Consider the following 18,917-nt stretch of genomic DNA (forward strand, 5'->3'; position numbering starts at 1 on the left):
AGGGGCGAGCATCCGCGCTTCGAACACGGCCTTGAAGACGTGGATGGTCGGGACAAGCCCGACCATGACACGCTATGGATGGCCATCCGTCCGCTTCGGGAGATTCGCGTGACTTCAACCGCTTCGCTGCCGATCCGCCGGGCGATGGTGCTGGCGGCCGGGCTCGGGCAGCGCATGCGCCCCATCACCGACACGCTGCCGAAGCCGCTGGTGAAGGTCGGCGGCAAGACGATGCTGGACCATATGCTCGACCGGCTGGCGGATGCCGGCGTCGAGGAGGCCGTCGTCAACGTCCATCATCTCGCCGGGCAGGTCGAGGCGCATGTCGCCGGACGCACCACCCCGCACATTACCATCTCTGACGAGCGCACCGAGTTGCTCGAGACCGGCGGCGGCGTGAAGAAGGCGCTGCCGCTGCTCGGCGCCGCGCCGTTCTTCCACGTCAATTCCGATGCGCTCTGGCGCGAAAGCGGGCGGCCCGCCATGCAGGCGATGGCCGAAGCCTGGAATCCCGGGCGGATGGACATGCTGCTTTTGCTCGCCGAGCGCGAGACCAGCCTCGGCTTCGACGGCGCCGGTGATTTCTTCCTCGGAGAGGACGGCCGCCTGACCCGTCGCGGCGCGGCAGCGAGCGCACCCTGGGTCTATGCCGGCGTCGCCATCCTGAAGCCGGAGCTCTTCGCCGAGACGCCCGAGGGGCCGTTCTCGCTGAACCTGCTCTTCGATCGCGCCATCGCCCGCGGCCGCCTGTTCGGCGAGGTGCTGGAGGGGCGCTGGCTGCATGTCGGCACGCCCGAGGCAATCGCGCCGGCTGAGGCTGCCTTCGCCGCACAGCCGGTCGATGCCTGAGCTCAACCTGTTCAGCATACCCGCCGGCGCACCCTTCCTAGAGGTGCTTGCGGGGGCGATGCTGGATGGGCGGCTGGGGCCCGTCCACGACCCGGCCGATCCGGCCGCGATGGCACGGGCCACGCTTTACCTGCCGACCCGCCGCGCCGCCCGCGCCTTCACCGCGATCCTGGCCGAGAAGCTCGGCGGCAAGCCGCTGCTGCTGCCGCGCATCGTTCCGCTCGGCGATGTCGACGAAGCCGAGACGGCGCTGATCGGCTCCGGTGCCTGGACGGGCGAGCGTCTTGCTCCGGTCGAGCCGCTGCAGCGCCGCATGCTGCTGACCCGGCTCGTCGATGCCTGGGGTCGCACCGCCAACCGCAATCATCTCAGGCTCGACCCTTCCGAGCCGTCGCTGGTGCCGGCCACGCTGGCGGAGGCCTATGGACTCGCCGGCGATCTCGCCGCCCTGCTCGACCAGATGCAGACCGAAGGCGTGCCGGTCGAGAAGCTCGCCGGCCTCGACGCCGCCCGTTTCGACAGGGTCTGGCAGCTCAATGCCAGCTTCCTCGCCATCCTCGGCGAAGCCTGGCCGCAGATCCTTGCCGATCAGGGCGCCGTCGACCCGGCCGAGTTTCGCAATCGCATGCTGGCAGCCGAGCGCGAGCGCTTGCTCGCGGGCGGGGCGAGGGGGCCGATCATCGCCGCAGGCTCGACCGGCACCGTCCCGGCCACGGCGCGGCTGCTCTCGGCCATCGCTCGGCTTCCAAGCGGCGCGGTGATCCTGCCCGGCCTCGATCTCGGACTGGACGAGCGCGCCTGGAACGCCATCGCCAAGGAACCCGCCCCGTCGCATCCACAGGCGGCGCTGCATCAGCTGATGGAGACGCTTCGAGCCGAGCGCGCCGATGTCCGCGAACTCGCTGTGCCCGACGCCGCACGCCATGCACGGCGGGAGCTGCTGCGCGAGGCGATGCTGCCGGCCTCGGTGACGGAACTCTGGGCCAGCCTCGGCCAGCGCTTCGCGCCCGGCGAGGCGGAAGCAGGCTTCACCGGACTGCGTATCGTCGAGACGGCCGACGAGCGCGAGGAGGCGCTCGCTGTCGCCATCGCACTGCGCGAGACGCTGGAGCGGCCGCAGGCGCGGGCCGCGCTGGTCACGCCGGATCGCGGCCTTGCGGAGCGCGTCGCCGTCGAGCTGGCGCGCTGGGGCGTCGAGGTCGATGATTCCGCGGGCCAGCCGCTCGGCCGATGGCCGGCCGGGTCGCTGCTGCGGCTGATCCTTGAAGCGGCCTTGGGACATATGACCCCGGCCTCGCTCGTCCCGCTCTTCGGTCATCCGCTCTGCCGGCTGGGCTTGAGCCGGGAAGCCCTGACGCGGGGCGCCGCGGCTCTGGAAATTGGCTGCTGGCGCGGCAATGCCGTCGGCCGGGGGCTGGCGGGCCTGCATGTCGCGCTCGCTCAGTGGAACGAGCTGCGCCAAGCCGGACACGTTCCCGGCCCGCGCAAGCGTTTGACGGGGGAGGATGCAGCCGCTGCGGCGAGCGTGCTCCATGCGCTGGAAGCAGCCAGCGCGCCGCTGCTCGAAGCGCTTTTCCTCGGGGAGCCCTCGCTTGCCGTGGTCGCAGCAGCCGCACGGGCGGCCGTCACCGCTGTCAGCGCGACGGAGGCCGGCACGCCGCTCGCTTTCGTCGGCCCTGACGGCGAGGCGCTGGCCGGGCTGTTCGACGATCTCGACGGGGCGAAGGACGTCATGCCGCCCGGCGGACGGCCGCAGGATTTCGTCGCGATTCTCGACGGCCTGCTCGCCGAGCGAGCGGTCAAGCGGGCGACGCCGGGGCATCCGCGCGTGGCGATCTGGGGTCTGCTCGAAGCGCGCCTGCTCGAAGCCGATCATGTCGTGCTCGGCGGCCTGAACGAGACGGTCTGGCCGCCGCAGACCACGACCGATTCCTTCATCAACCGGCCGATGCGCGCCGAGCTCGGCTTGTCGCCGCCGGAGCGCCGCATCGGCCAGACCGCGCATGATTTCGTTCAGGCGCTGATGGCGCGCGAGATCACGCTGACGCGGCCGCGCAAGGTCGGCGAGGCCGAGACCATCGCCTCGCGCTTCTGGCAGCGCCTGCAGGCGGTGACGCCGAAGGAGGCGTGGAGCAGGGCGCGCACGGACGGGGACCGCCTGCGCGGGCTCGCTGCGCTCTTGAGCGCCCCCGCAGCCGCGAAGCCGGTCGCGCGGCCGGCGCCGCGCCCGCCGCGCGCATTGCAGCCGCTCTCGCTCAGCGTCACCGAGGTCGAGACGCTCTATCGCGACCCCTACCAGATCCACGCCCGCAAGATCCTGAAGCTCGATGCGCTCGACGCGCTGATCGAGGATCCGACCGCGCAGGATCGTGGCCGACTGCTGCACGATATCGTCGAGAGCTTCACCGCGACCTATCCCGAGCAACTGCCGGCGGACGCGTTGGGACAGTTTATCGCCATCGGCGACAGGCTGTTCCGCGACTTCGACGACGTGCCGGAGGTACGCGCTTTCTGGTGGCCGCGCTTCCTGCTGACGGCCGGGCATTACATCCGCTGGGAGGAGCGCCGACGGCCCGTTATCGCTCGCATCGGCGTCGAGCTGTTCACCGGGGCGAGTTTCAAGCTGGCCGACGGCAGCGAATTCCGGCTCAGCGGCCGCGCCGACCGCATCGAACTGACGCGCGAGCCGGCGCTGCGCATCGTCGATTTCAAGACCGGTGCGCCGCCGAGCAAGGCGCAGGTCGAAAAAGGATTCGCACCGCAATTGACCTTGGAAGCCGAGCTCGCGGCGCGCTCCGGCTTCAAGGGGCTCGCGGGGCCGACGCCGGTCGAGGCTGTCATCTACATGAAGCTCCACCACGACCCGAAGGGCTGGGCCAAGGACAAGCCGCTCGATTTCGACGGTGAGCCGCTGGCCGATGTCGCGGCGCGCCATCTCGAGAACCTGCTCAAGCACCTCGATGCCTTGCGCTCCGGCCGCGAGGCCTATGTCTCCCGCCGCGCGCCGGACTACATCCGCTACGCCAGCCCCTATGACCACCTCGCCCGGGTCAAGGAATGGTCGGCCGCACCCGGCGGCGACGAAGGAGGCGAGGCGTGAAGCCGGGTTGGATCGTCCCGCCGCTGACCAACCAGCGCCAATCGCTGGCCGCCGATCCCGGCCTCTCGGCCTGGGTCTCGGCCAATGCGGGCTCCGGCAAGACCCATGTGCTGGTCAACCGCGTCCTCAGGCTCCTGCTCGACGGTGTGCAGCCGAGCCGCATGCTCTGCATCACCTACACCAAGGCGGCCGCCGCCAACATGGCGAACCGCATCTTCAAGGCGCTCGGCACCTGGGCGACGCTGGACGAGGCCGTCCTTGCCAGAGAACTGACCAATCTGACCGGTCGCGTTCCCGCTGCGGTAGAGCGCGCCAAGGCGCGCCGCCTCTTCGCCGAGGCGCTGGAGACGCCGGGCGGGCTGCGCATCGAGACGATCCACGCCTTCTGCACCCGCGTGCTGCAGGCCGCGCCCTTCGAGGCCAATGTGCCGCCGCGCTTCGAGGTGGCGGATGATCTCGCCCAGGCCGAGATGCTGCGCGAGGCGCGGCGCGAATTGCTGGCCTTGGTCGCCGCGAATCCGGGCGGAGCGGAGGCCCGCGCGCTCGATCTGCTGGCGCAGCTCGCGGCGCAGGATTCCTTCGAGACGATGGTGCAGGAGGCTTTGCGCCAACGCGCGCTGTTCAGTGACGAGAACGGCCGTGCCCGCGACCCTGCTGTGATGAAAGCAGGCATCGCCGCCTTCCTCGGCATCGCCGCGGATCTCGATGCCGACACGGTGAAGCGCCAGTTCCGCGCCGAGCTCGCCGCCTTGCCGGGTTTGCAAGCGCTGATCGAGGCGTTGCAGGCCGGCAGCGCGACGCGTCAGAACCTCGCCGCGAATCTGCGCGCCCTGCTTGCCGGGCAGGACGACGGCGACCCCATTGCCTTCTGTAGGCGCGGTTTCATCACCGAGGCCGGCACGATCAATGCAAACATCCGCGGCAAGGGCAAATCCGAATTCGACGGCGCCGTGCTGGCGACGCTGGAGGCTCTCGCCGCCTGCCTGCTGACGGCGGCAGACGCGGTCAACGCTATCGCGATCCGCGACCGCAGCGCGGCGCTCGCTTTGCTGGTGACGCGCATGCTTGCCTCCTACCAGCGCCAGAAGAGCCTGCGCTCGCTGCTCGATTATGACGACCTGATCGCCCGGACGCGCTCGCTGCTGGAGCGCGTCGAGGCGGCCTGGGTGCTCTACAAGCTCGACGCCGGCATCGACCACATTCTGCTCGACGAGGCGCAGGACACCGGCGAGGCGCAATGGGCGATCCTGCGCAAGCTCGCCGAGGAATTCACCGGCGGCGGCGACCTCAGGCCGAAGCCGCGGACGATCTTCGTCGTCGGCGACGAGAAGCAGTCGATCTATGGTTTCCAGGGTGCCGCGCCCGCCGCCTTCAGTGAGGAGCGCCGGGCGCTCGGCCGGCGCGTCGCGGAGGCGGAACTCGCCTTCGAGGCGATCAGCCTCAACACCTCCTTCCGCTCGGCACCGGATATCATGCAAGCGGTGGATGCGGTCTTCGCCTTGCCTGACCATGCGCGCGGTCTCGTCTTCGACGGCGCCGCACGGCCGGAGATGCACGACACGGTGCGCCGCAGCGCGCCCGGAACGGTCGATATCTGGCCTGTAGCTGCCAACGACACCGGCGAGCCGCCGGACGCCTGGACCACGCCGGTCGACGCGCCGGAGCGGCGCGGCGGCACGGTAAAGCTCGCCGAACGCATCGCACGGACCTTACAGCGCTGGCATCGCGACCGCCGCGACGACCGCGGCAACCCCTTCGCCGCCGGCGACGTGATGATCCTGCTGCGCCAGCGCGGCGCTCTCTTCGAGGCGATCGTCAAGGCCCTGAAGGATGCCGGCGTGCCCGTCACCGGCCGTGACCGGCTGACGTTGGCCGAGCATCCGGCGGTGGAGGATCTCGTCGTGCTCGGCCGGGCGCTGTTGCTGCCGGACGACGACCTGACGCTCGCCACCGCTTTGAAGACGCCGCTGATCGACTTGAACGACGACGATCTGCTGCGGCTCGCGCCCGGCCGCACGGGTTCGCTCCGAGCTGCCCTGCAGGAAGCTGCGGCGAGCGAGCTGCGCTATGCCGCTGCCGAAGCCAAGCTCGCCGGCTGGGCGCGCGAGGCCGGCCGTTCCGGCCCTTTCCGCTTCTTCGCCGGGCTGCTCGGCCCCGGCGGCGGGCGCAATCTCGCTCTGGCCCGGCTCGGCGCTGAAGCGGGCGATGCGCTCGATGCCTTCCTCAACGCCGCGCTCGACCATGAGCGGCGCTACGGCCCCTCGCTCGCCGGCTTCCTCCAGCACGTCACCGGCAGCGCCGCCGATGTGAAGCGCGACCTCTCGGCCAGTGCCGGCGAGGTCCGTGTCATGACCGTCCATGGCTCGAAGGGACTCGAGGCGAAGATCGTGATCCTCGCCGATCTCGGCGTCGAGCCCGGCGCCAAGCGCCTGCCGAAGATCCTCGCCGTGCCGGCGCTGCGCACGGGCCTCGTCCCGATCTGGCCACCGGCGAGCGCCGAGGACACGCAGGCGACCTCAGCGGCCAAGGCCATCGTCGTCGCGCAGATGGTCGAGGAGCATCACCGCCTGCTCTATGTCGCCATGACCCGCGCCGAGGATCGGCTGATCGTCTGCGGCGCGCAGCCCAAAGGCGAGGCGCCGGCCGGAAGCTGGTACGCGATGATTGCGGAAGGGCTCGCCCAGTCGGAGGCGGGCTTGCGCCAGATCGGCGAGGGCGAGGAGGCGGTCTTGCGCTTCTCCGTCACGCCGCCTGTTTCGATGGGCGAGGAGATCGAAGCTCCTGGAGGCGAGCCGGCCCTGGCGCCGCCCATCTGGCTGACGAAGCCGGTTGTGCGCGAGGCCGAGCCCGCGCCGCCGTTGAAGCCGTCGAACGCCCTCTCCGCAGCCGATGGCGAGGAGCGGCCGGGCGACGGCCCGTTCCTCGCCGAGGCGGCTGCCGCCGGCCGGCTGGCGCATCTCCTGCTCCAACTCCTGCCCGATGGGCCGGTCGAGCGTCGCGCCGGGGCGGCCGAGGCGCTGGCGCAGGCGCGCGGCGGCGCGCTGCCCCCGGAACGGCGAGCCCGCATCGTCGCCCAGGCGCTTGCTCTGCTGGATGAGCCCGCCCTTGCCGCACTCTTCGCCGAAGGGGCGCTGGCCGAGGTGCCCGTTGCCGGCGCCATCCGCTTGCCGGACGGTGCGGTGCGCGCGGTATCGGGCCGGATCGACCGCCTGGCCGTCACGGCCGACAGCGTCGTCATCGCCGATTTCAAGACGACGGCCCGGCCGCCGGAGCGAGCCGATGCGATTTCGGCCGGGACGCTGGCGCAGCTCGCGGCCTATGCCGCGCTGATGCGGGAGATCTATCCGGGTCGGACAATCCGGGCGCTGGTCGTCTACACCGCGAATCTCGCCCATTTCGAGCTTGCTGCCGCGCAACTCGACGCGGCGCTTCTCGCCTTGGCCGGTACGGCGGCGAACGATAGCGTCGGCCTCTCCTAGAGCACTTCCGCGCTTCTCCGAAACGCGGAAGTGCTCTATCTCTTTGTTTTATTGCATTTTCTTCACGCGAATCGGTGTCCGCTTCGCTCGAAAATGCTCTAGGGATCGTCCCGGCCATGAAGCTCCTGCCATCCCTGCTGCTGCGTCCGCGGCTTCTGGCGGCCCTGGGTGCCGGGGTGGGGTTGACGGTGCTGCTACCCGGCGACTGGCGGTGGGCAACGCGCTTCCTGGTTGCCTGGGATGCCGGCGCGATCTTCTATCTCGGCCTGCTTGGCTCGACGATGTTCACCGAGACCGTCGACGAGATCAGGGCGCGGGCCGAGCGGCAGGACGAGGGCGCCTTCGCCATCCTCATCATCGCCTGCCTGGCGGCGAGCGCCAGCCTGGTCGCCATCGTGGTTCAGCTCAGCGGGATCGGGGCGGTTCCGGCCGGCGAGCGCGGCTCCCATCTCGCACTGGGCGGCGTCACGATCCTGTGTTCATGGACGCTGCTGCACGCCTTTTTCACGCTGCACTACGCCGGCATCTACTATCGCGGTGGCAAGGCCAAGCCCTGCCTCGATTTTCCGGGCAAGACCGACCCGAACTACGTCGATTTCCTGTATTTCTCCTACACGATCGGCTGCACCTCGCAGACCTCGGACATCGGCGTGACGACGCGGCAGGCGCGCGCCGTCGTGCTGCTGCATTCCGTCCTCGCCTTCGTCTTCAACACCTCGATCCTGGCCATGGCGATCAATGTCGGCGCGAGCCTGGTCTCGGGCGGCTCGTGACGCGCCGGCCTCGCCTCAGCCCTGCGATGCACGCGCCTTGACCAGAGGGGCGGGCGTTCATAGCTTCGCTGGCGAAGGGTGGCACTGCCGCCCGTTGAAACCGAAAGGCGGCCAGTCATGGCAACGAGCAAGGTAACCGATCAGAGCTTCGAGGCCGATGTCCTGAAGTCGTCCGAGCCGGTTGTGGTGGATTTCTGGGCGGAATGGTGCGGCCCCTGCCGCATGATCGGCCCGGCGCTCGAGGAGATCGCGACCGAGCTCAACGGCAAGGTCAAGATCGTCAAGATGAATGTCGACGAGAATCAGCAGATCCCGGCGCAGTTCGGCATTCGCTCGATCCCGACGCTGATGCTGTTCAAGGACGGCAAGCTCGCCTCGCAGAAGGTCGGCGCCGCGCCGAAGAGCGATCTGTCGCGCTGGATTTCGGCAGCAGTCTGAGCTCTCGCGAATTCCTTATGAAGATGGCCCGCTTTCGGTTGAAAGCGGGCCTTTTCGATTCGTCGAGCCGGAGGCCTTTGAATTCTGGTTCTCAGGCGCGGCTTTGCTTGTCGACCGCGAAGGCGCCCGAGCCGGCGAAGACGAAGTAGAGGAAGACGAAGCAGTAGAGGATCGCGGCGTCGCCGCCGTTGAGAGCCGGGTAGAGGCTCTTCGGCGCATGCGCCATCCAGTAGGCGAAGGCCATCTGGCCCGAGAGGACGAAGGCGACAATCCTGGTCTGGAAGCCGACCAGCATCAGCAGGCCGCCGACGACTTCGAGGACGCCCGCGAACCACATGAGCGTAAAGGCCGATGGCAGCGCGCCACTGGCCGGTGGGGCCGGGAAGCCGAAGAGCTTCTGCGTGCCGTGCAGTATGAAGATCAGTGCGGTGACGATACGCAGCAGGCCGAGTACATGCGGCGCATAGCGATTGAGCGAGTTCATCTGTGTCCTCTGTCGGAGAAAACGAAACGAAAGACGATAGGTTCCTGCGCGTTTCCCGCCCGGCTTGTAGGCAGGGCTTCAGATTCTGCGCAATATCCCGTTCGATGACGATTTCGTTTGCGCATTTGCAAGTTTGGTCACGTTCTCGCGATGGATGTGTCCTCCTTGCCGCGCCGCACCCTTAACCGTCCCTTAAAAGCGCCATGTTTGAATCCTGTGTGACCTGACCGCATTTGCGAAGGCGGCGTGTCGGCCGAAACGGGGCAGGATGAACGACCGGACCAAACGGGGCGAGCGGCGCGAGCCGTCCTTCGACGACGAGAGCGGCGCGAGCCGCGACGAATTCGACATGCGCGTTTCTGACGACGATCGCCCGCTTCACCGCCACCGCGCTGCGCCGCGCCCGCAGCCGCGCAGCCAGCCCGTGCGCAACAAGCGCAGCGGCGGGGGAGGTGGCGGCAAGCGCCGCGGGCGCCGGCGGCGTTCGCTGCTCGGCGGGCTGTTCTACTGGACGATGGTGCTCGGCCTGTGGTGCGCCATCGGGCTCGGCGGGTTCATCGCCTATCACGCTTCGCAGCTGCCGCCGATCGATCAGCTCACCGTCCCCAAGCGACCGCCGAACATCGCGATTCTCGCGGCCGACGGCTCGCTCCTCGCCAATCGTGGCGAAACCGGCGGGCGCACCGTCACGATCGGCGAAATTCCGCCTTATCTGCCGAGGGCCTTCGTCGCGATCGAAGACCGACGCTTCTACGAGCATTTCGGTATCGACCCGGTCGGCATCACCCGCGCCATCGTCACCAATCTGCGCGGCCGGAGCGGCATGCAGGGCGGCTCGACGCTGACGCAGCAGCTCGCCAAGAACCTGTTTCTGACGCAGGAGCGCACCGCCGCCCGCAAGATCCAGGAGGCGATCCTGGCGCTCTGGCTGGAGCGAACCTACACCAAGGATCAGATCCTCGAGCTCTACCTCAACCGGGTCTATTTCGGCTCGGGCGCCTATGGCGTCGAGGCGGCGGCACAGCGTTACTTCAACAAGTCGGCGCGCTCGGTGACGATCGCGGAGGCGGCGATGCTCGCCGGCCTCGTCCAGGCGCCCTCCCGCCTGGCGCCCAACCGCAACCCGGATGCTGCCGAGAAGCGCGCCCAGCTCGTCATCTCGGCGATGGCCGAGCAGGGCTTCATCTCGCAGGCGGCGGCCAAGACCGCGCTGACCACGCCGGCCGAGGTGCCCGAGCGCGTCGGCGCCGGTTCGGTCAACTATGCCGCCGACTACGTCATGGACGTGCTCGATGACTTCATCGGCGCGGTCGAGGGCGACGTGACCGTGCTCACCACCCTCGATACCAAGCTGCAAGCTAGCGCCGAGACGACCCTGGTCGATGCGCTCTCCGCACAGGGTGCGAAGCTCAACGCCTCGCAGGGCGCGGTGGTGTCGCTCGCGCCTGATGGAGCGATCCGCGCGCTGATCGGTGGGCGGGACTACACCAAGAGCCAATTCAACCGGGCAACGGCGGCGCGGCGCCAGCCGGGCTCCTCCTTCAAGCCCTTCGTCTATCTCACGGCGATCGAGAAAGGCATGACGCCGGACACGATCCGCGACGACGCGCCGGTGTCGATCAAGGGCTGGGAGCCGGAGAACTATTCCCGCACCTTCCGCGGTCCGGTGACGCTGGCGACGGCCATGCAGCATTCGCTCAACACGGTCGCCGCCCGGCTGATCCAGGAGGTGACGCCCAAGGAAGTCGTCCGCACCGCCCAGCGCCTCGGCATCTCCTCGGCCCTGCAGCCGAACCTGTCGCTGGCGCTAGGAACCTCGGAGGTGACGCCGCTGGAGATGACCGCTGCCTACGCCACTTTCGCCAATGGCGGCCAGTCGGTGCTGCCCTATGTCATCCGCGAGGTGCGCCAGACCAATGGCAAGGTCGTCTATGCTCGCAAGGCCGCGGGTCTCGGCCAGGTCATCCAGCCGCAACAGCTCGCGATGATGGACACGATGTTCAACGGCGTGATGAACGGCGGCACCGGCAGCAAGTTCAACATCCCGGGTTGGCAGGTCGGCGGCAAGTCCGGCACGACGCAGGATTACGGCGACGCCTGGTTCATCGGCTTCACCGCCAAGCTCGTCACGGCCGTCTGGGTCGGCAACGACGACAATTCGAAGATGAAGCGCGTGACCGGCGCCGGCCTGCCCGGCGAGATCTGGGGCAAGTACATGAAGGCCGCCCATGCCGGCGCGCAGCCCATTCCGCTGCCCGGAGGCCTCTGGCAGGGCGCGCCGAAGACGATCTTCGGCGACGGCGCGCCGGTGGCCGATGCCGGTACTCCGGCGCCGGCCCAGCCGGCCAGCTCGGATCGCGCCTGGGTCAAGCCGGCGCCGCAGGAGCGCAACTTCTTCGAGCGGCTCTTCGGCGGCTGAACCGGCCTAGGCCTTCGCCCCTCGGATGGAGCGCGTCGCCCGGAACAGCACGAGGGCGGCGACACCGAGCGTCGACATCACCAGCGGCAGCGGCAGCGCCGCGTTCTTGAGCAGATGGCCGACGAGCAGCCCGACGCAGGCCGAGAGCAGCATCTGGCACAGGCCGTTGAAGGACGAGGCGGCGCCGGCCCGGTCCGGGAAGGGCATCATCGCCGAGGCCTGGGCCTGCGGCATGGTGAGCCCGACGCCGCAGGCATAGAGCGCCATCGGCACGACGACGCCTGCTGCCCCGCCGAAACCGGTGAGCACGCCGACGAGCATGGTGAGACCGCCCCCGGCGAGGCAGGCGACGCCGATGGCGATGACGCCGTCCATGCCGCGCCGGCCGACGAGGCGCTGAGCGATGATCGTGCCGGTGATGTAGCCGAGCACGCCGAAGCCGAAGGAGAAGCCGTACGCGACCGGCGTCAGCCCGTAGATGCCGATCAGCACGAAGGACGAGCCGGAGATGAAGGCGAAGAGCCCGGCATAGGCCAGGGCCGTCAGCGCGACATAGACGCGGAAGGCGCGGTTCTGCAGTAGGACGCCGAAGCCGCGGAAGATCGCTACGGCTGAGAGCGGCTGCGGCGAACGCACGCGCAGCGTCTCCGGCATTACGGTCATGATGACGGCGGCGAGAGCAAGCCCGAAGGCGAGCGAGGCGAGGAAGGTCGAGCGCCAGCCGAAGGCGACCTGCAGCACGCCGCCGAGCACCGGCGCGACGGCTGGGACGAGGCCCATGATCATGCCCATGCGCGCGAGTTCCCGCCCGGCGCGCGGGCCGTCATAGAGATCGCGCACCATGGCGCGCCCGAGCACGATTGGGCCGGAGGCACCGAGCGCTTGCAGGGCCCGCGCGAATGTCAGCGCCCCGATCGAAGGCGCGAGCGCGCAGACCAGTGTCGCCAGCGTGAAGAGGCTCAGGCCCGCGAGCAGGACAGGCTTGCGGCCGAGGCGGTCCGAGAGCGGCCCCCAGAAGATCTGCCCCGCCGCGAAGCCGAACAGGAAGGAGGAGAGCGTTGCCTGCGCGCCCGCCACATCCGTCTCCATCACCCGCGCGATCTCGGGCAGCGAAGGCAGGTAGAAATCGGTGGAGAGCGGGCCGAGCGCCGTCAGCATGGCGAGGACGGCGGTCATCGCCAGCGTATCGGGACGAAGCTTCATGAACGGCCTCCGGCGCAGCCGGATCCGGCTGCGCGCCCCTGCTACGACGCCAACGCGCTATCCGGCAATCGGGGTCGGCGCGGGGCCGTCCTGTGTCTCGCCGTGATAGGCCGTGGCACGCATCGAGGAACGCTCGGAGAATTCCTGGTACCAGCGCGCCAGCCGGGGGCGCCTGGCCCGGAAATCCGGCAGGGCACGGAATTCCAGCCAGGCCAGCGCCGTTGCCAGCCCGATCTGCCCGACATCGACGGGGCCGTCGAACGGCGCCTGCTGCTCCAGCAGGTCATAGGATTCGGCCAGCTTGGCAGTCTGTCCCTCCTGGAGCGGCGGGTAGCGCAGAGGCTCCGGCCGCCGCAGCGTTTCCCAGCGCAGCGCGATGCCTGCATCGCACAGCCCCTGCGCCACGGAATGCAGCCGCAGCGCCTGCCAGCGCTCGGCCCCAGTGGCGGGGATCGGCCTGCGCCCCGTGTGCAGCGCGTCGAGATAGTCGCAGATCACCAGCGAATCGAAGATCGCTCCGGCCTCGGGCGTGACCAGCACGGGCACCTTGCCGAGCGGATTGACCGCGAAGACGGCCGGATTGCGGTTCGTGGGACTGGTTTCATGATCGACGATGACGAGACGATCGGCGATGCCGGCCTCATGCGCGAAGACGATCGTTTTGCGCGCATAGGGCGAATGGCTCTGCGAAAAGAGCGTCAGCCGCTCGGGCTGGACCTGCATCGATCCGGTCATGCCGCAACCTCGGCCGGCTCGAGGCCGACCAGCTCGGCGTAGCGAACGGGGTCGGTCGCGCCCTCCGTATTGACCAGGAAGACGCGCGAGGAGGCGTCGAGCTTGAGCGCCGCCCGCGTTTCAGGGTTGCGCAGCGCCGCGATCAGCCCGGCGAGCCCGGCCGACCCGCTTTCGCCAGCGACGATGGCGGGATCGTCCGCGACGGGGCGGGCGAGGCGATTCATCGCCTCGACGGCATCGGAATCCTCCGCCGTCAGGAAGGCGTCGGCGGCGCGATAGAGCACGCGCAGGGCCAGCGGCGAGGGATCGTAGCATTCGAGCATCGCCATCACGGTCGGCGCGCCATGGGCGATTTTGACCGGCCGGCCCAGCCGTGCCGCTTCGAAGATGCAGGCCGCCCGCGACGGCTCGACCACGGTGAAGAACGGCCGCTCATCGCCGAAGCGCGTCTGCATCTGCGCGGCAAGCGCCGCCGCGATGCCGCCGACGCCGGCCTGCACGAAGATGTGGGTTGGCTGCGCTGGCATCTGCGCCAGCGCCTCGCATGCGATAGCGGTGTAGCCCTGCATGACCAGACCGGGGATGCGCTCATAGCCGTCCCAGGAGGTGTCGGAGACAATGGTCCAGCCCTGCTCGGTCGCGACACGCGCCGCCTCGACGACGGAATCGTCATAGGTGCCGGAAACCCGCACCATCTGCGCACCGAAGCGGGCGATCGCCGCGACGCGTTCGTCGCTGACGCCGCCATGGACGAAAATCACCGCCTTGGCGCCGAGCAGCTCGGCGCCCTGCGCTACCGAGCGGCCGTGATTGCCGTCGGTCGCGCAGGCGAAGGTCATTCCGGCGGCCACGGTGCGGACGGCGGGGTCGTTCATGTCGGCATCGCTCAGGGGGCGGCCAAGCTTCTGGGAAGCGGCCTCCAGGGCCAACCGGATCACCGCATAGGCACCGCCCAGCGCCTTGAAGCTGCCGAGGCCGAGGCGCTGCCCCTCATCCTTGATGAAGAGCGCGCCGATCCCGAGCGCAGCAGCGAGGCCGGGCAGGCTGTGCAGCGGCGTCGGGGCATGGTTCCGGCGCTGGGCGAGATGCGCCTCGATCGCATGCGCTCCGGCGGGGCCGAGCGTCTCGACATCCTCGGGATGGAGAGCGGAGCGGTAGTCGGGATGGTGGTTGAGCAGGAACATGGCGACCTCGGTGCTTGCTCATGAATGGATATTGCAAGCGCGGCGAAATAGGCGCTGGATTTCCGCCAAGCCGATGCAAGTTTCTTTCTCAGGACGCGCCATGCCCGAGCCTGCCGCTCACGATCTCGACGCCTTCGACCGCGCCATCCTCGGCATCCTCCAGCAGGACAACACCACGCCGCAGCGGGTGATCGGCGAGCGCGTCAATCTCTCGGCCCCGGCCGTGCAGCGCCGCATCCGCCGGATGGAGGCGAGCGGCGTCATCCGCGCCAATGTCGCGGTGGTCGATCCGGCGGCGCTCGGCCATCCGATCACACTCTTCGTCGAGGTCGAGCTGGTCAGCGAGACGGCTGTCGATATCGACGCGGCCAAGACCGCCTTCCTCGCCGCGCCCGAAGTGCAGCAATGCTACTACGTCACCGGCGAGGTCGATTTCATGCTGGTGGTGCTGGTGCCGAGCATGGCGGCCTATGAGGCGCTGACGCGTCGGCTCTTCTTCGCCAATTCCAATATCCGCAAGTTCCGCAGCTTCGTCGCCATGGACCGGGTGAAGACGGGGCTCGCCGTACCGGTCTCTTAGCGGTCCCGCGGCAGGCGCAGGCGCGGCATCGCCCGCGCGTCTTGTTCTGGCCGCGACGATATGCGACCGCGGGAGGATGTGACGAACGAGCCTGACGGGCCTTGCCTTGATCACTGTGAAAGCCACCCCAGCAACCGCCGGAGCGGGCGATGCGCCGCAGGGCTGGCGCGCGCTCATCCGTTCGAGCGAGATCGGCGTCGTCGTGCTGGCGTCGGTCGTCGGCGTCTTCGCCGGGCTGATCGTGCTGGCGATGTCCTTCGCGACCCAGCTGCTGCACGAATTGATCTTCGGTCTCGCGCATAGCCAGCGCCTGTCGCTCACCACGACGATCCCCGCCTGGCGGGCGCTCGTCGGCCCCATCCTCGGCGGTCTCGCCATCGGCGTGGCATCCTGGCTGTTCTTCCGCCGACGCAAGCAGCCGGTCGACCCGATCGAGGCCAATGCGCTGCATGGCGGGCGCATGTCGCTGCGCGACAGCGTCTTCGTCGCGCTGCAGACCATCGGCTCCAGCGGCGCGGGCGCCTCGGTCGGCCTGGAAGCCGGCTATACCCAGGCCGCGAGCGGGCTCGCCTCCCATATCGGCCGCCGCTTGCGCCTGCGCCGGGCGGACATGCGCCTGATGGTGGGCTGCGCCGCCGGCGGCGCCATCGGGGCTGCCTTCGATGCGCCGCTGACCGGCGCCTTCTATGCCTTCGAACTCATCCTCGGCAGCTACGCGATCGCGGCCTTCGTGCCGGTGATGGCCGCGACCTTCATGGCGACCGTGACCCACAGCCTGCTCGCGCCCTCGCTGCTCGCGGTCGAAGTGCCGCCGATCGGGCCGATCATCATCTCCGACCTGCCGCTCGTCGTCCTCTTGGGCGCGGCCTGCGGGCTCGCCGGCATCGTCGTCATGCGCGCCGCCGCCTTCGTCGAGGCCGGCTTCCGGCGTTCGCGGATTCCGACATGGCTGAGGCCGGCCTTCGGCGGCCTCCTCGTCGGCGCGCTGGCGATCTGGAGCCCCTCGGTGTTCTCGGCCGGCCATGGCGCCATCAATCTCTATCTCGGAGCGGACCGGGATCTGGCGCTCTTTGCCCTTGTGCTCGTCGCCAAGGCGCTGGCTTCCTCCATATCGATCGGCTCGGGCTTCCGCGGCGGCCTGTTCTTCGCCTCTCTGCTCCTCGGCGTGCTGACCGGGCGCCTCTTCATCGGCGTGCTGACGCTCGCTTTCCCGAACCTCGCCGGTCACGAGACCCTTTTTGCCCTCGTCGGCATGAGCTCGCTTGCGGTCTCGGTTGTCGGCGGGCCGATGACCATGGCGCTGCTCGCGCTCGAGATGACCGGCGATCTCAAGCTGACTCTCGCCGTCGTCGGCGCGGCCGGCGCGGCCTCGCTCGTCACGCGCCGCCTGTTCGGCTTCTCCTTCGCGACCTGGCGCTTCCATCTGCGCGGCGAGAGCATCCGCGGCGCCCATGATGTCGGCTGGATGCGGGACCTCACCGCCGGCAACATGATGCGTATCGAGGTGCCGAAGATCGCAGCCGACGCCACCATCGCCGAAGCTCGGCTGAAATACCCGCCGGGTTCCACCAATTATCTCGTCGCGATCGGCCCCGGCGAGGCCTATGCCGGCATGGTGCCGCCCGGCGCGCTCTACGAGCCGGACGCTGCGCTGGACGAGGAGGCGGAGGCCGAGCCGGCGCCGCGCACCGTGCGCCATCTCCTGCGCAATCCCGACCGCATGTTGCTGGCCGACATGTCGGTGCGCGACACGCTGAAGCTCTTCGACGAGTCGGAGAGCGAGGCGCTGCCGGTCGTCGCCGATCGCGACAGCCGTCGCCTCGTCGGCATCCTCAGCGAGGCGCATGCGATCAAGCGCTATAGCGATGAGGTCAGCCGCCGCAATCGCGAGCTGACCGGCGAGTAGCGGCCTGGCTCAGGCCGCGCGCAGGGCGACGCTCGCGACCACCCGCCACTCCGCGATCGGGATGTCCTGCCCCGACGTCACGATGCCGATCCGGTCGAAATGGATCGCCCGGCCGGCGAGACGTGCATGCACTTCCGCGATCGCAGCTGCCTTGGCCGCCGCTTCGACAGGTCCATAGAGCAGCGAAACATGCGGCATGAAGCTGTCGAGGCCTTCCGGATCGAGCGCGCGCTTCAGCTGCGCAAGCGGCTGCGAGATTGCGAAACGGGCATAGAACGAACGGAAGAAGGCTTCGCTCCCCTCGACCAGCGCGACGGGTTCCGAGAAGGCCGCGACCGTTTCCGCGGCAGCTGCGATCGCTCGCTCCAGCGCAGCGGTCGGCATCGCCGTGTCACCTTGCAGTGTCAGATGTGGCGCGAAGACGGGGGTGCCGAAACGCCCTGCCAGATCGCCGACGAGACCGCTCAGCATCGCCTCGTCGGAGGGAGACGCCATGAGCCAGAGAGAATGTATCTGCGCTGTCATCCAAGTTTCACAAAGCTCTTGCACATAGTGCGCCCCATACGTAATGTTTATTTCAATCACTCCAGTGAATGGAAGAAAAATTCCATTCACTGGACACAAAAACGAAGGCGGGGAGTGGGCACCTTGCAGCCGGAAACGCAAGCCAGAGCGGGTAGTGGCGCGGCCATCGGCGTGCGCGCGCTCAAGGTCTCCTATAGCGGTACGCGCGTGCTGCACGGCATCGATCTGGACTTCGCACCGGGAAGCTTCACGGCGCTGCTCGGCTCCTCCGGCTGCGGCAAGACGACCCTTCTGCGTTCCCTCTCGGGTTTCGTGCCGGTCGACTCCGGCTCGATCGTCGTCGGCGGCAAGGATGTCGCCGGATTGCCGCCGGAGAAGCGCGGCATGGCAATGGTCTTCCAGTCCTATGCGCTCTGGCCGCATATGACCGTGCTGCAGAACATCGGCTACGGCCTCAAGCTGCGGGGCAAGTCCAAGGCCGAGATCACGGCCAAGGTTGGGCAGATGCTGAGCTTTCTCGGGCTTGCCGGCTATGAGGATCGCAAGGTCACGGCGCTCTCCGGCGGCCAGCGCCAGCGTGTCGCGCTCGGCCGCGCGCTCGCCATCGACCCCGGCATCCTGCTGCTCGACGAACCGCTCTCGAACCTCGATGCCAAGATCCGCATGACGATGCGCCACGAGATCCGCGCCATCCAGCAGCGGCTCGGTCTCACCGCCGTCCATGTCACCCATGATCGCGAGGAGGCCATGACCATGGCCGACCGGCTCGTCATCATGCAGGCCGGGCGCGTCGCGCAGGTCGGGACGCCGGAAGAGGTGTATGATCGTCCGGCCAGCGCCTTCGTCGCCAATTTCATGGGTGCGGAGAACGTGCTGCCGCTGCGCATCGAGCGCGGCGAGGGACGGGCTTCCGTCGCTGCCGGCGAAGCCCGCGCGACCCTTGCGGGCGAAGGCGCCGCCGCGCTGCCGGCCGGCGAGACGCTCGCCTATTTCCGCGACGATGTCGCGAGCCTCGGCGCGCTCGATGCGACGGCTGCCGATGGCGATCTCGTCGTCCCCGGCACGATCGCCGCGCGCGCCTATCCCGGTGGCATCTACCGCTACAAGGTCGAAGCCGCCGGCCGCCAGATCACGGTCGACGACGCCGACCGTCACGAACTCGGAAAGAAGGTTGGACTGCGCATCCCGCTGCAGCGCCTTCACATCTTCCCGGCGACCGAGGCCGGGATCGCCGCCTGACAG

At 68.9% G+C, this 18,917-nt stretch carries 14 protein-coding genes; 9 read left to right on the forward strand and 5 right to left on the reverse strand.

Annotated elements, in window-relative coordinates:
• Window positions 1-144 precede the first annotated feature (144 nt).
• From AC1DDA_RS21835 to trxA, 5 genes are all read left to right on the forward strand, one after another.
• Window positions 145-849 (forward strand): nucleotidyltransferase family protein, encoded by a 705-nt coding sequence (locus tag AC1DDA_RS21835; RefSeq protein WP_476797429.1) that lies wholly within the window; start codon window positions 145-147, stop codon window positions 847-849.
• Window positions 842-3,949, forward strand: a complete 3,108-nt coding sequence (addB, locus tag AC1DDA_RS21840) for a double-strand break repair protein AddB (protein ID WP_476797355.1) — start codon at window positions 842-844, stop codon at window positions 3,947-3,949. The genes AC1DDA_RS21835 and addB overlap by 8 nt, the downstream gene beginning before the upstream one ends.
• On the forward strand, window positions 3,946-7,428 hold the full coding sequence (gene addA, locus AC1DDA_RS21845; RefSeq protein WP_476797356.1) for a double-strand break repair helicase AddA: 3,483 nt from the start codon (window positions 3,946-3,948) through the stop codon (window positions 7,426-7,428). The genes addB and addA overlap by 4 nt, the downstream gene beginning before the upstream one ends.
• A gap of 116 nt (window positions 7,429-7,544) precedes the next feature.
• The gene (locus tag AC1DDA_RS21850; RefSeq protein WP_476797357.1) at window positions 7,545-8,201 is read left to right on the forward strand and encodes a DUF1345 domain-containing protein; all 657 of its coding nucleotides are present in this window, start codon (window positions 7,545-7,547) and stop codon (window positions 8,199-8,201) included.
• Between the two features lie 117 nt (window positions 8,202-8,318).
• Window positions 8,319-8,639 (forward strand): thioredoxin, encoded by a 321-nt coding sequence (trxA, locus tag AC1DDA_RS21855; RefSeq protein WP_038366779.1) that lies wholly within the window; start codon window positions 8,319-8,321, stop codon window positions 8,637-8,639.
• Between the two features lie 91 nt (window positions 8,640-8,730).
• Here the strand turns inward: trxA and AC1DDA_RS21860 are convergent, their stop codons facing one another.
• Window positions 8,731-9,123: a DoxX family protein gene (locus tag AC1DDA_RS21860; protein WP_476797358.1), complete on the reverse strand. Its 393-nt coding sequence runs from the start codon at window positions 9,121-9,123 to the stop codon at window positions 8,731-8,733.
• A gap of 268 nt (window positions 9,124-9,391) precedes the next feature.
• On the opposite strand from AC1DDA_RS21860, the gene AC1DDA_RS21865 reads away from it, so the two are divergent.
• Entirely contained in the window at window positions 9,392-11,542 is a 2,151-nt protein-coding gene (locus AC1DDA_RS21865) for a transglycosylase domain-containing protein (RefSeq protein ID WP_476797359.1), read from the forward strand.
• A gap of 6 nt (window positions 11,543-11,548) precedes the next feature.
• On the opposite strand, the gene AC1DDA_RS21870 is transcribed toward AC1DDA_RS21865, so the two are convergent.
• The 3 genes from AC1DDA_RS21870 to AC1DDA_RS21880 are packed head-to-tail and all read right to left on the reverse strand — an operon-like array spanning window position 11,549 to window position 14,664.
• Window positions 11,549-12,745, reverse strand: coding sequence for a multidrug effflux MFS transporter (locus tag AC1DDA_RS21870; RefSeq protein WP_476797360.1), 1,197 nt, complete (start codon window positions 12,743-12,745; stop codon window positions 11,549-11,551).
• A gap of 57 nt (window positions 12,746-12,802) precedes the next feature.
• The gene (locus AC1DDA_RS21875; protein WP_476797361.1) at window positions 12,803-13,480 is read right to left on the reverse strand and encodes a glutathione S-transferase family protein; all 678 of its coding nucleotides are present in this window, start codon (window positions 13,478-13,480) and stop codon (window positions 12,803-12,805) included.
• Window positions 13,477-14,664 carry a diaminopropionate ammonia-lyase gene (locus AC1DDA_RS21880; RefSeq protein WP_476797362.1) on the reverse strand — a complete coding sequence of 396 codons (1,188 nt, stop codon included), beginning with the start codon at window positions 14,662-14,664 and terminating at the stop codon, window positions 13,477-13,479. The genes AC1DDA_RS21875 and AC1DDA_RS21880 overlap by 4 nt, the downstream gene beginning before the upstream one ends.
• Before the next feature lie 100 nt (window positions 14,665-14,764).
• Here AC1DDA_RS21880 and AC1DDA_RS21885 point away from each other — a divergent pair, with 100 nt between their 5' ends.
• Both AC1DDA_RS21885 and AC1DDA_RS21890 read left to right on the forward strand, forming a co-directional pair.
• Window positions 14,765-15,244: an Lrp/AsnC family transcriptional regulator gene (locus AC1DDA_RS21885; RefSeq protein ID WP_476797363.1), complete on the forward strand. Its 480-nt coding sequence runs from the start codon at window positions 14,765-14,767 to the stop codon at window positions 15,242-15,244.
• 115 nt (window positions 15,245-15,359) lie between these two features.
• Window positions 15,360-17,150: a chloride channel protein gene (locus tag AC1DDA_RS21890; protein WP_476797430.1), complete on the forward strand. Its 1,791-nt coding sequence runs from the start codon at window positions 15,360-15,362 to the stop codon at window positions 17,148-17,150.
• Window positions 17,151-17,159: 9 nt separating this feature from the next.
• On the opposite strand, the gene AC1DDA_RS21895 is transcribed toward AC1DDA_RS21890, so the two are convergent.
• Window positions 17,160-17,675, reverse strand: a complete 516-nt coding sequence (locus tag AC1DDA_RS21895) for a hypothetical protein (RefSeq protein ID WP_476797364.1) — start codon at window positions 17,673-17,675, stop codon at window positions 17,160-17,162.
• A 114-nt stretch (window positions 17,676-17,789) separates the two neighbouring features.
• On the opposite strand from AC1DDA_RS21895, the gene AC1DDA_RS21900 reads away from it, so the two are divergent.
• Window positions 17,790-18,914: an ABC transporter ATP-binding protein gene (locus tag AC1DDA_RS21900; protein WP_476797365.1), complete on the forward strand. Its 1,125-nt coding sequence runs from the start codon at window positions 17,790-17,792 to the stop codon at window positions 18,912-18,914.
• Window positions 18,915-18,917: the final 3 nt, after the last annotated feature.

The organism is Allobosea sp. 10N428 (assembly GCF_056394545.1).